Annotated in this window: 13 protein-coding genes; 9 read left to right on the top strand and 4 right to left on the bottom strand. The window is 68.8% G+C overall.

The genetic code is table 11. The features are described 5' to 3' along the window. Positions 1 to 8: 8 nt before the first annotated feature. Entirely contained in the window at positions 9 to 917 is a 909-nt protein-coding gene (locus LVJ59_RS09575) for a sugar-binding transcriptional regulator (RefSeq protein WP_232762823.1), read from the bottom strand. A gap of 118 nt (positions 918 to 1,035) precedes the next feature. Here LVJ59_RS09575 and LVJ59_RS09570 point away from each other — a divergent pair, with 118 nt between their 5' ends. From LVJ59_RS09570 to LVJ59_RS09555, 4 genes are read left to right on the top strand one after another with little or no spacing between them, the layout of a single operon-like run. Beyond that, positions 1,036 to 2,412 carry a sugar ABC transporter substrate-binding protein gene (locus tag LVJ59_RS09570; protein ID WP_232762822.1) on the top strand — a complete coding sequence of 459 codons (1,377 nt, stop codon included), beginning with the start codon at positions 1,036 to 1,038 and terminating at the stop codon, positions 2,410 to 2,412. A gap of 42 nt (positions 2,413 to 2,454) precedes the next feature. Next, entirely contained in the window at positions 2,455 to 3,312 is an 858-nt protein-coding gene (locus LVJ59_RS09565) for a carbohydrate ABC transporter permease (RefSeq protein WP_232762821.1), read from the top strand. Further along, the gene (locus tag LVJ59_RS09560; protein WP_153243396.1) at positions 3,309 to 4,172 is read left to right on the top strand and encodes a carbohydrate ABC transporter permease; all 864 of its coding nucleotides are present in this window, start codon (positions 3,309 to 3,311) and stop codon (positions 4,170 to 4,172) included. Before LVJ59_RS09565 ends, LVJ59_RS09560 begins: the two co-directional genes overlap by 4 nt. A gap of 28 nt (positions 4,173 to 4,200) precedes the next feature. Then, entirely contained in the window at positions 4,201 to 5,256 is a 1,056-nt protein-coding gene (locus tag LVJ59_RS09555; protein ID WP_153243397.1) for an NAD(P)-dependent alcohol dehydrogenase, read from the top strand. A gap of 45 nt (positions 5,257 to 5,301) precedes the next feature. On the opposite strand, the gene LVJ59_RS09550 is transcribed toward LVJ59_RS09555, so the two are convergent. Further along, entirely contained in the window at positions 5,302 to 5,640 is a 339-nt protein-coding gene (locus LVJ59_RS09550) for a helix-turn-helix domain-containing protein (protein WP_131492000.1), read from the bottom strand. Positions 5,641 to 5,716: 76 nt separating this feature from the next. On the opposite strand from LVJ59_RS09550, the gene LVJ59_RS09545 reads away from it, so the two are divergent. Next, positions 5,717 to 6,373 carry an FMN-dependent NADH-azoreductase gene (locus LVJ59_RS09545; RefSeq protein WP_232762820.1) on the top strand — a complete coding sequence of 219 codons (657 nt, stop codon included), beginning with the start codon at positions 5,717 to 5,719 and terminating at the stop codon, positions 6,371 to 6,373. Between the two features lie 30 nt (positions 6,374 to 6,403). Here the strand turns inward: LVJ59_RS09545 and LVJ59_RS09540 are convergent, their stop codons facing one another. Next, positions 6,404 to 7,480, bottom strand: coding sequence for a HAMP domain-containing sensor histidine kinase (locus LVJ59_RS09540; protein ID WP_269816600.1), 1,077 nt, complete (start codon positions 7,478 to 7,480; stop codon positions 6,404 to 6,406). A gap of 10 nt (positions 7,481 to 7,490) precedes the next feature. Then, a complete protein-coding gene (locus LVJ59_RS09535; RefSeq protein ID WP_134352770.1) occupies positions 7,491 to 8,162 on the bottom strand; it encodes a response regulator transcription factor in 672 nt (223 codons plus the stop codon). Positions 8,163 to 8,249: 87 nt separating this feature from the next. Between LVJ59_RS09535 and LVJ59_RS09530 the strand changes: the two genes are divergently transcribed. From LVJ59_RS09530 to LVJ59_RS09515, 4 genes are read left to right on the top strand one after another with little or no spacing between them, the layout of a single operon-like run. Next, complete coding sequence (locus tag LVJ59_RS09530; protein ID WP_232762818.1) at positions 8,250 to 8,915, top strand: M15 family metallopeptidase; 666 nt, start codon at positions 8,250 to 8,252, stop codon at positions 8,913 to 8,915. Next, complete coding sequence (alr, locus tag LVJ59_RS09525) at positions 8,912 to 10,036, top strand: alanine racemase (protein ID WP_232762817.1); 1,125 nt, start codon at positions 8,912 to 8,914, stop codon at positions 10,034 to 10,036. The genes LVJ59_RS09530 and alr overlap by 4 nt, the downstream gene beginning before the upstream one ends. Beyond that, positions 10,033 to 10,983, top strand: a complete 951-nt coding sequence (locus tag LVJ59_RS09520; RefSeq protein WP_131492006.1) for a D-alanine--D-alanine ligase — start codon at positions 10,033 to 10,035, stop codon at positions 10,981 to 10,983. The genes alr and LVJ59_RS09520 overlap by 4 nt, the downstream gene beginning before the upstream one ends. Further along, positions 10,980 to 12,023 (top strand): acyltransferase family protein, encoded by a 1,044-nt coding sequence (locus LVJ59_RS09515; RefSeq protein WP_232762816.1) that lies wholly within the window; start codon positions 10,980 to 10,982, stop codon positions 12,021 to 12,023. The genes LVJ59_RS09520 and LVJ59_RS09515 overlap by 4 nt, the downstream gene beginning before the upstream one ends. Positions 12,024 to 12,040 lie beyond the last annotated feature (17 nt).

The raw sequence follows: 12,040 nt of genomic DNA, 5'->3' as shown, positions 1-12,040 counted from the left end.
GCCGCGGGTCAGAGCGCGTCGAGAGCGGCACGCGCCGTCCCTTCATCGGTGATCAGGGTGGTGACGAGTCCGGATCGCAGGGCGGCGAGCACGGCGCGCTGCTTGCCCGCACCCCCGCCGAGGGCGATGCGCGTCGGGGTGCGCTCCAGCTGCGCGGTGGTGATCCCGATCAGGCGTCGGTGGAGGCCGTCGACCTCGTTGCCGTCGATGTCGAGCAGGGTCGTGCCCAGTTCGGCGACCACCCCTCGGCGCAGGAGGGGAGCGAGTTCGTCGAGTTCGTCGAGCTGGGAAGCCAGCAGTGAGCTGCCCGGCCAACCACCGACCGTGAGCGCTGCCATGTCGATGTGGTCGATGCGCGCCAGGGCCTGTTGCACGGCGGGCTCCCGGGTCACCGCGTCCCACGAGTGGGCACTCCGGGTGACGAACGAGGCGGGGAGGGCGAACATCCTCCCCTTGGCGACGCCGCTGAGCTGACTGATCGCTTCGAGGTGCGTCCCCGCGTCGACCGAGGCGAAGCCGGTGAGCTGGACCACGTCGCAGGTGGCTACCTCCCGGATGCGGCCGCACGTGTCGAGGATCGTCCGCCCGGGGCCGAGACCCACGATGGCGTCTTCGCCGATGGTCTCGCTCAGGAAGCGTGCACCGATGCTCGCGATCGTCGTGCGGGTGCGTGTCTCATCCTTCGAGGGGGTGAGGGCCACGAACGCCGATTCGAGACCGTAGGCGCGGCTGAGTGCTTTCGAGAGCTCGGGGGCGATGGGCTCCGGCAAACGGGTGCGGACCTCGACGAGACCGTCCTCGCGCGCTCGCCGGATCATCCGCCCCACGAGGAATCGCGAGATGCCGAGTTCTTCGGCGATCTCGATGGTCGATCGTCCGTGCTGGAGATTCTGGACGGCAGCGTACGCATACTGCACAGATTCGGTTGTTGAAAGAGTTGTGCACACATGAGCACTCTAGTGACTCATATGAGGACATTCCCTGTACTCTCGAACGCAAGTCACACGGAACCCGTCGCAGTTCGAAGGAGTATCGATGAACAACAGCCGAAAGCGTGCGCGCGCCCACAGCATCACCGCCGCCGTCGTCGTCCTCACCACCGCCGGCCTCCTGGCCGGCTGCGCGCCGAGCGACAGCACGACGTCCTCGACCGACGTCTCGTCGTTCGACTGGACGAACTACAGCGGCGAGAAGCTGAGCATCCTCATGAGCGAGCATCCCCTCTCCGACGCCGTCCTCGACCACGTGTCCGACTTCGAGGAGAAGACCGGCATCGACGTCGACATCGAGACGCTGACCGAGTCCGACTACATGGTGAAGATCCTCACCGAGCTCCAGTCCGGCGCGGCCGGCTACGACGTCTTCATGACGTCCCAGCCGATGAACTACCAGTACGCCGCGGCCGGCTGGATGGAAGACCTGCAGCCGTGGGTCGACGACGACACGCAGACAGCTCCGGACTACGACTTCGACGACTTCTTCCCGTCGCTCATCGAAGCGGAGCGGTGGGACACCACGGAGTTCGACGGTGCGGGCGAAGGAGGTCTCTGGGCGGTTCCCGCGAACGAGGAAGGCTACGCCCTCTTCTATCGAAAGGACATCCTCGAGGCCAACGGCGTCGCGGTGCCACAGACGATCGACGAGCTCATCGCCGCCGCGCAGAAGCTCGACGGCACCGAGTTCGACGGCAAGACCATCTCCGGGTTCGTCAGTCGCGGCGACAAGACCTACCCCACCCTGAACCCGTTCTCCACGTTCGCCGGGGCCTACGGCGTCCAGGACATCACCGACGGCAAAGCCACCGTGAACTCGAAGGCGGGCAACGAGGCCGTCACCAAGTGGATCGAACTCATGCGCACCGCGCCGGAAGCGGCGAGCACGTACACGTGGTACGAGGCGCAGCAGGACTTCCTCGCCGGGAACTCCGCGTTCTACATCGACGCCGACCACATGGCCCCCGACTTCGAGAAGGAGGGCAGTGGGATCGCGGGCAAGGTCGGCTACGCGCTGCCGCCCGAGGGGCCGAAGGGGCGCGCGTCGAGCATGTGGGTCTGGTCGCTCGGCATGAACGCGGCGTCCACGCACAAGGGCGCTGCCTGGCAGTTCATCCAGTGGGCGACGTCGAAGGAGCTGCTGACGGATTCCATCGCGAACGGAAACCTCAACCCGACGCGCGTTTCCGTCGCCGAGAGCCCTGAACTCTCGGCCGCGACCGAAGGTTGGGGGGACTACAACGAGGTCTGGAAGAAGACCCTGACCGACTACGCGGAGTGGCCGTACGCGCCGTCTGCGAGCTGGACGACGGTCGGCGACATCTGGGCGACCGCGATCCAGTCGGCGCTGCTCGACAAGGCATCCGTGAAGGACGCTCTGGATGACGCGGCGACGAAGATCGACGCGGCGATCGAGTGACCTCGGCGGACCGGAGATGACGATCGGAGTGGACAGAGAGTCATGAAGCCCAAACCTCATTTGCCGTACCTGCTCGTCCTGCCGGCACTCGCTGTTCTCGTGGCGGTGCTCTACCCCTTCCTCACCGGCGTCTGGTGGTCGTTCACGTCCTACCGACGGAACCGGGGTGCGCCGACATTCAACGGTGGCGCGAACTACCTCAATCTGTTCGTCACCGGGGAGGGGCTGCACGCGATCGGCATCACGCTGCTGTACGCCGTCGTCGTCGTGAGCGTGGAGTGCGTTCTCGGCATCGGACTCGCGATGCTGCTGAACTACGGTCCGTACGGCAGCACGTTCCGCCTGCTGATCGTCCTGCCGCTCCTGCTGCCCCCGGTGATCGCCGCGCTGATGTGGAAGGTGATGCTGACCGAGAACGGTGTCGTGAACTGGCTTCTCGAAGCCGTCGGCCAGCCCGGGCTGCTCTGGCTCAACGGCCTCGACAGCGCCCTGTGGTCGGTGATGATCATCGACATCTGGATCTTCACCCCGTTCGTCGTGCTCCTCGCACAGGCCGGCCTCCGCAGCGTTCCGCAGGAGCTTCGCGAGGCCTCAGCGGTCGACGGTGCGGGTCCGGTCCGGAACTTCTTCTCCATCACGCTGCCGATGCTGGTGCCCGTGCTCATCGTGATCATCGCGTTCCGCGGCATCGACTCCTTGAAGATGTTCGACATCATCTACACGACGACCAAGGGCGGGCCCGTGGACGCGACGACCAACCTCCATGTGCTCGCCTACCTGGACGGTATCCGCAACATGAACTTCGGTGCGGCGATGGCGGCCCTCGTGGTGCTGTGGGTGTTGTGCAACCTGCTGTCGTCCGTGCTGCTCCGGGCGCGTCGGGCGGAGGCGGGAGCATGAACGTCTCTCCGAGCGGTTCCGTCGCCCGGTCCCGTCGTCGCAAGAAGCTCCTGCGGCACGGTGCGGTGATCGCGTCGCTGAGCGTGTGGAGCGTCTTCGCGCTCGCGCCCCTCGTGTGGATCGTGATGATGTCGTTCAAGAAGGCCGAAGACATCGTCGCCTACCCGCCCACCTTCGTCTTCACTCCGACGTTGACGAACTACGTCGAGGTGCTGAGCAGTGCGAAGTTCATGGCCCCGTTCGTGAACTCGCTCATCGTGACGGTGGGGTCGCTGCTCGTGACGGTCGTGATCGGCCTTCCGACCGCGTACGCACTCGCGCGCTTCTCGTTCCGGGGACGCGAGAACATCGCGTTCGGGATCCTGTCCCTGCGATTCGCTCCCGAATTGCTGATCATCCTGCCGCTGTATCTGCTGTTCCAGAAGACGGGCCTGTACGACTCTCATCTGGGGTTGATCCTGGCGTATCAACTCGTCACGCTGCCCATGCTGGTGTGGATGCTCCGCTCCTTCATCGAAGATCTGCCCGGCGAGCTGGAGGAAGCGGTGGCCATGGATGGGGGCACGCGCTGGACCGCTTTCCGTCACGTGCTCCTGCGACTGATCGCACCGGGCCTCGGCGCGAGTCTGATGCTCTCCTTCGTCTGGGCGTGGAACAGCTACACGCTGCCGCTGGTGCTGGCGGGGAAGAACACGCAGGTCATCACGACCGGGATCCAGCAGTACATCTCCGCGCAATCCATCGACTGGGGACCCATGGCAGCGGCCACGGTCGTCTCCCTCATCCCCGGGATTCTCTTCGCGGTGTTCTCACTGCGCTGGATCGTCGGCGGTCTCACCGCCGGCACTGTCAAAGGCTGAAAGCCCGCACGACCGAAAGGTGCCACCCATGTCCGTTCCTTCCACCATGTACGCCAGCGTGCTCACCGGGCCGAAGCGCGTAGAGCTCGAGAGTCGCCCGGTCCCCTCCCCGGGTGCGGGCGGAGTCCTCATCAAGGTCACCGCGGTCGGCGTCTGCGGCTCGGACACCCATTTCTTCGAATCGGGTGCCGTCGGAGACATCGTCGTCCGGGACCATGTCGTGCTCGGGCACGAGACCGCGGGGGAGATCGTCGCCGTGGGTGCGGGCGTCGATGCGAGCCGCGTGGGGACGCGGGTCGCTGTGGAGCCGCAGACGCCGTGTCGCGCCTGCCGCTTCTGCAAGCGCGGCGCCTATCACCTGTGCCCGAGCATCCGCTTCTTCGGCGCCTGGCCGGTCGACGGCTCCTTCGCGGAGTTCGTGATCGTCGACGCCGACTTCGCGCACGAGATCCCCTCGGCCATGACCGACGAGCAGGCCGCGCTCGCCGAACCCGTCTCGGTGGCCATCCACGCGGCCCGTCGTGCAGGTGTCACGGCGGGCGCGAGGGTGCTCATCACCGGCGCCGGCCCGATCGGGGTCCTGACTGCGCAGGTCGCGAAGGCGTTCGGTGCCGTCGAGGTCGTCATCAGCGATCCGATTGCGAAACGGCGGGACTTCGCCCGCGCGCGAGGGGCGGACGAGGTCATCGACTCCGCGGGCGACGGGCTCGCTCGCTTCGACCAGTACTTCGACATCTACATCGATGCATCGGGCAGCGCCCAGGCGATCCGTGCCGCGCTGCCGACGATCGTCCGTGGAGGCATCGCGGTCCTCGTCGGCATGGGTGGCAATCAGCTCGACGTTCCTGTCGCGATGCTGCAGCACCGAGAGATCACGCTCACCGGTACCTTCCGGTACGTCAACACATGGCCGACGGCGATCGACCTGATCTCCCGTGGCATCGTCGACACCTCGGGGATCGTGACCGGACGATACGGCTTGGACGGCGTCGAGGATGCACTGATGAAGGCGAAGACGGATCCGGAAGCGATCAAGACCATGATCATCCCCGCTCTCACCGTCTCCGACGCCCGGACGGGCTGAGCGACAGCGAGGAGCGACGCCTGCGCCGGGGCGGCGGATACGAATTCAGTGGGCGCGAGTGGCGAGGTTCGCGGAGGCCCATCGGCCGAGCTGGTCCAGGATCGGCAGGAGCCCCTCGCCACTCGGCGTGAGCGCATAGGAGACGGTGATCGGCGGACCCGCGTCGACCGTGCGCGCGATGAGTCCGGCATCGGAGAGTTCAGCGAGCCGATCGGAGAGCACGGTGTCGCTGATGCCGGCGACGGCGCGGCGCAGGGCGACGAACGTGGACGGCCCACCGCCGAGTGACGACACGATCATGCCGTTCCACCTTTTCCCGAGCACGCTGAACGCCAGCGTGACGGCGACGTCGCACACCTGACGTTCTTCGTCGACCTCGGCCATTCCCCCATCCTACCCGTGCTACGTTAATCAGTGTCGCTAAGAAAAACATAGCGACTAGGAAAACGAGAGGTAGGCCATGTCCCTGTTCCGCCTGGATGCCAGCATCCTTCCCACGTCGTCCGCCAGCCGGGCGCTCGCCGACCTCGTCGAGGCCGAGTGGACCGCGTCCCACCCCGACTCGATCGTCACCCGCCGCGACCTGGCAAGTGACCCGGTGCCGGCGACCGCGTGGGCGGACGCCGTGACCGGTGGATTCGTCGACGAGGCGCAGCGCACTCCGGCGCAGCGCGACGCCCGCGCGCTCGCTTCGACGTTCGCCGACGAGTTGATCGGTGCAGACGCGCTTCTGTTCGCGGTGCCGCTGTACAACTACGGCGTCTCGCAGCACTTCAAGACGTGGTTCGACCTGTCCTACACCGATTCACGCATCGACCCGACCGGCACCGCGCTCAACGGCAAGCCTGCGACGCTCGTCACCGTGCTCGGCGGCAACTACTCGCCCGGCTCGCCGAAGGAGGGCTGGGACCACTCCACCGGCTGGCTGCGCCGCGTGCTCGAAGACGTCTGGGGCCTCGATCTGCGCGTGGTGCAGCGTCCGTTCACGCTGGTCGGCGTGAATCCGGCGCTCGACGCCTTCGCTGACACTGCGCGCGAGCTCAAGGAGAACGCCGAGTCCGACGCCCGCATCTACGGACGCGAGCTCGCGGCGCTACGCGACCCCAGGGTGGCCTGAGCCGGGATCCGCAAGCGCGGAGCGAGGCCGTCAGGGAGCGGGCGGATACGGATGCGGCAGCCACACCGTCACGTTCAGGCCGCCGTCCGTGCGAGGCGTGAGCACCAGAGTCCCGCCGTGGGCCTGCGTGATGCGGTCGACGATCGCGAGGCCGAGCCCGGCGCCGGCATGGTCGTCTCCGCGGGTGCGGTCGGCGCCGCGCTGGAAGGGCTCGACGAGTGTTGCAACGCGATCGGGGGGCAGCAACGCTCCGGTGTTCTCGACGACGAGTGCGACGGCGTGGGGCATCGCGTGCGTGCGCACGGCGACGGATCCGCCGGACGGCAGATTGTGCACGATCGCGTTCAGCACGAGGTTCGTCACCAGTTGCGGCAGCAGCGCGGCGGAACCCAGCACCGGCGCGGGCGCCCCGCCCACCTCCACCGCGACCCCGCGGCGGTCGGCGAGCGGCAGCAGCGCCTCCACCGCCTCTTCCGCGAGGAGCGAGAGGTCGACGATCTCTCGGGGGAACGTCCGCTGATCCGCGCGGCTGAGCAGCAGGAGCGCCTCGGTCAGGTCGATCGCACGGGTGTTCACCTCGCGCAGACGGGTGATCAGCGCATCGACATCCCGGTCGGGATCGTCTCTGGCTACCTCGAGCAGGGTCTGCGAGATCGCGAGGGGCGTCCGCAGTTCGTGCGAGGCGTTCGCCGCGAACCGCTGCTGCTCGGCCACGTGGGCCTCGAGCTGTTCGAGCATCGAATCGAAGACGTCAGCGAGGTCGCGGAACTCGTCGCGCGGGCCGGGCAGCGCGATCCGATGGGAGAGTGAGCCCTGCGCCGCCAGCCGGGCAGCGTCGCCGATCCGGGTGAGCGGCGCCAGCATCCGTCCCGCGAGCAGCCACCCTCCGCCCAGTCCCAGCGCCAGCAGGACGACCATGACGATCGACGCGACCGGGACGAACGCCCGGATCAGGTCGGAGCGGTTCGGCACGAAGAACTCGATATACGGGATCTGCACATCCGGCACGTACCGCAGCAGGTACAGCGCCACCGCGGCGAGCAGCAGACCTCCCGACACGACCACGACGGCGGCATAACTCAGCGTGAGCTTGAGCCGGGCACTCATCCCGCGCCGCCTAGGCATCGGCGTCCGTCCCGATCCGGTATCCGACGCCGGGCACCGTCAAGATCAGCCACGGCTCACCCAAACGCTTGCGCAGCGAGGACACGGTGATGCGCACGGCGTTGGTGAACGGGTCGGCGTTCTCGTCCCAGGCCCGCTCCAGCAGCTGCTCGGCGCTGACCACCCCTCCCTCGGCGTCGACGAGCACCTCCAGCACCGCGAACTGCTTGCGGGTGAGGGCGACGTAGCGGTCGTCGCGATACACCTCGCGACGGAACGGATCCAGGCGCAGCCCCGCGACCTCGAGCACGGGCGGCCGGGATCGTTGTCTGCGTCGGTCCAGGGCACGCAGACGCAGCACGAGCTCGCGCAGCTCGAAGGGCTTGGTCAGGTAGTCGTCGGCACCGATCTCGAATCCGGTGGCCTTGTCGTCGAGACGGTCGGCCGCCGTGAGCATCAGGATCGGGATGCCGGTGCCGGAGGCCACGATCCACCGCGCGATGTCGTCGCCGGACGGGCCCGGAACGTCGCGATCGAGCACGGCGATGTCGTAGGAGTTGATGCTCAGAAGCTCCAGCGCGGTGTCGCCGTCGTTCGCGATGTCGGCCGCGATCGCTTCCAGGCGCAGCCCATCCCGCACCGCCTCGGCGAGGTAGGGCTCGTCCTCGACGATCAGTACACGCATGGCTGCGATCCTACGCAGTGGGGCATATCGGGAGCATATGGAAAAGCGCATACGTCCTCGCAACGCGCGTCCTCCTTCACTGGGAGCATGAACACCCGCACCACTTCTCTCACACCGCGAGCGCGCCGCCGCCGGAGCGCTTCGGTCCTCATCGGCCTCGCGCTGGCCGTGATCGTCGCCTTCGTCGTCCAGCAGTCGCTGTCCGCGGCCTTCGCCGATGCCGAGCGCACCGGTCCGCTGCCCTCTTCCACGCCCCGGCCGAGTGGGCAGAGCGAAGGGTTGGTCATCGCCCCGAGCGAGGCCGACGGGGTGATCCGCGACGGCGACCAGCCGACCGTCTTCGACGTCGATCGGGCCGCCGTGGGCAACCTCGACGCGTCGCTGCTCGCGGCGCTGCAGCGTGCCGCATCGGATGCGGAGGCCGACGGGGTCACGTTCCGGGTGAACAGTGGATGGCGCACCCCCGCGCTGCAGGAACGGATGCTGCAGGACGCGATCGCGCAGTACGGCTCCGAGGCGGAAGCGCGGCGATGGGTGGCGACTCCGGAGACATCGGAGCATGTGACCGGCGACGCCGTCGACCTCGGTCCGCTGCCCGCCTTGGACTGGCTCGTCCAGCGGGGATGGCGCTACGGGCTCTGCCAGATCTACGCCAATGAGTCGTGGCACTACGAGCTGCGCCCGGAGGCGGTCGACCAGGGCTGCCCCGAGATGCTGCCCGACCCCACCGCCGACCCGAGGACGAAGCGATGACCACCCTCCTGCCCGCCCCGCGGGTGACTCTCTCCCGCCTTCATGCCCCGACGCTGCAGACCATCCCGGAGGCCGTCGCCGAGAACGTACGGCGGGTGCGGGCCACGTGCTCCGCGCGCATCATGGCCGTGGTGAAGGCCGACGGCTACGGGCACGGCGCCGTCACGGTCGCCGAGGCCGCGGTCGCCGCCGGTGCCGAATGGCTCGGGGTCACCGATGTCGCCGACGCCGTCACCCTGCGTGATGCAGGGTTCACCGTGCCGATCCTCTCGTGGCTGAACCCCTCGGGGGCCGATGCGGAGACGGCCGCGGCGCTTCGCATCGACGTCGCGGTCGGCTCTGTGGAGGAGCTGCGCCAGTTGATCGCCGACGCCGTGGATCCGGTCCGCGTGCACCTGCACCTCGATACGGGGATGGCCCGGGGCGGGTGTCCGCTCGACGACTGGGAGGAGCTGTTCCGCACCGCACGCGCCGGACGGGGCAGGGTCGAGGTGGTGGGTGTGATGGGACATCTGCCTCGCGCCGACGAAGCCGACCCCCGGGCGAACGCGGCGGCCGTGCTGCGCTTTCGGCAGGGCAGGGACGCCGTGCTCCGGGCCGGCTTCGGGCCGGTGCTCGTGCATCTCGCGGCGACGTCCGGCGCGCTCACCGATCCGGGGACGCACTTCGACATGGTGCGCATCGGTGCGGGGCTGGTGGGTATCGACCCCTCCGGGGCGACGACGCTGGCCGGTGCCGCGCGGTGGACCGCCCCGGTCGTGCACAGCGCGCTCGTCCCGGCCGGGACGGCGGTCGGCTACGGGGGCGCGCACATCACGGAACGGGAGACGCACCTGAGCGTCGTGGGCGTCGGATACGCGGACGGGATCCCGCGGGAGCTCGCGGCGGAGGCGGCCGTGGCGATCGACGGGGCGCGGCATCCGCTCGTGGGGAGGGTGTCGATGGATCAGGTCGTGATCGATACCGGCGCCGTGCCGGTTCCGCGCGGCGCGGTCGCAACGGTGTTCGGACCCGAGGGGGGCGTCGTGCCGTCGGTGCAGGAGTGGGCGCGGTGGGCGGGCAGCATCCCGCACACCGTCGTCACCGGCATCGGAGCACGAGTGCAGAGGAGTGTGGCATGACCACGAGGGTCCTGGTCATCGGTGGAGGGCAGAACGCCGAGCACGAGGTGTCGCTGGCCTCCGCGGCTGCGGTCGCCGCCGCGCTGCGCATGGGCGATCACGAAGTCACGAGTGCGACGATCGATCGAGAGGGGGTGTGGAGGGCCGACGGCATCCCGACCGGGGTCTCGGCGGCGGAGTCGCTGGCGCTCGCGCTTCCCCTGCTCGCCCGCACCGACGTGGTCTTCCCGGCGGTGCACGGCGCGCTCGGGGAGGATGGCGCGCTCGCGGCCCTGTGCGGACTCGCCGGAGTGCGCGTGGTCGGGTCGGGCCTGCGGGCGGGCGCGATCGGCATGGACAAGTGGACCACCAAGCTGGTCGCGGAAGCAGTGGGCCTCGGTACCGCCCGCGGTCGTCTGGTCGCCGCCGAGGATATCGGGGACGTGGAGTTCGAGGGGGAGGTCGTCGTCAAGCCGGTGTCGGCCGGATCCAGCCACGGCGTGAGTCTGGTGAGCGAGGAGGGTGGGCTGCTCGCGGCGCTGCGGGAGGCGGCGCGCTTCGACCGGCGGATCCTGGTCGAGGAGGTCGTGCGGGCACGCGAGATCGACGTGGCGGTGCTGCGCGAGAAGGGGGGTATCCGCTGGGCGGCCCCGCCCCTCGAGATCCACGCGACCGGGCTGTTCGACACCGCTACGAAGTACGACGGCAGCGCGCGGTTCACGGTCCCGGCTCAGCTCGACGCGGCCGAGGTGGCGGCGCTCAAGCGGGCGGCGATCGCGGTCTTCGACGCCCTCGGCTGTGACGGGGTCGCACGGATGGACTTCTTCCTCACCGATCGGGGTCCGCTGCTGAACGAGGTCAACACCATGCCGGGGCTGACGGCCGCCTCGCAGGTGCCGCGGATGTTCGCGGCGGCGGGCGTGACCTACGTCGACCTGGTGGCGCGGCTCGTGCGTGCGGCGTCGTGACCGGCGCGCGTGCGCCGCGGGTCGGTTGGCCGGATGTCGCGAAGGGCATCTGCATCATCCTCGTGGTGCTGTGGCACGTGGTGACGAAGGTCGCGGTCGAGATGCCCGGCGCGGGACCCGTGACAGACGTCTGGGTGGTGCTGAACGCGCAGCTGCTCCCGCTGCGGATCCCGCTGTTCTTCCTGGTATCCGGGGTGTTCGCCGCCCGGGCGGTGCTCGACGTGGGCGCACGCTCCTGGCGTCGTCGAGCGGGGCGCCTCGCCCTGCTCTACGTCGTGTGGGTGCTCATCCAGACGTTCGTGCTCGCCCTGACGCCCGACTTCGACACGGCACGGGCGAACGACGGATGGGAATTGCTCGCGCAGCTGACCCTCAGCCCGACGAACCTGTGGTACCTGCTCGCGCTCGGGGTCTACCTGACGATCGGTCGGCTCACTCGCGGCCTCCCGACGGCCGTCGTGCTGTCGGTGGCCTTCGTGATCGCGGCGGTCGCCGGTGCCGGGGTCATCCCCGACCTGGGCAACCTCTGGCAGTTGGTGCAGAACCTGTTCTTCTTCCTCCTCGGGCTGCGGGGGCGTCCGGTCGTCGAGCGCTTCGCGCAGAGCGTCGGGATGTGGCGCACGCTCGCGCTCGCCGCCGTCTACGTCGGGGCACTGGCGCTCGTGGCAGGCCTGACCCTCCGTCTGCTGCCGGGGGTGTGGCCCGCGCTCGCCCTGATCGCGGTGGCGTGCGGGGTGTCGCTCAGCGTGCTCCTGGACCGGCACCTCGAGGTGGTCGCCCGACCGCTGCGCTGGATCGGCCGGCGGACCCTGCCCATCTACGTGCTGCACATGATGCCCCTCGCCCTGATCGATGCGGGGCTGGACGCTGCGGGCTGGAGGACGACGCCGGTGCTCGAAGCCATCGGCCCTCTCGTGCTGACGGCGTCGGTGATCGCGATCTGTCTGGGAGTACATGCGCTGCTCGTGCGCGGCGGACTCGGCGCGCTGTTCGACCCCCTGCAGGCGATCGACCGCCTGGTGCCGCACCTGCGGCGATGAAGGCCTCGACAATCGGC

It is taken from the genome of Microbacterium sp. KKR3/1 (assembly GCF_021272365.1).
In the GTDB taxonomy this organism is placed as follows: Bacteria; Actinomycetota; Actinomycetes; order Actinomycetales; family Microbacteriaceae; genus Microbacterium; species Microbacterium aurugineum.
Note: the sequence above shows the minus strand (reverse complement) of the source record. Positions and strands in the feature narration are given on the sequence as shown.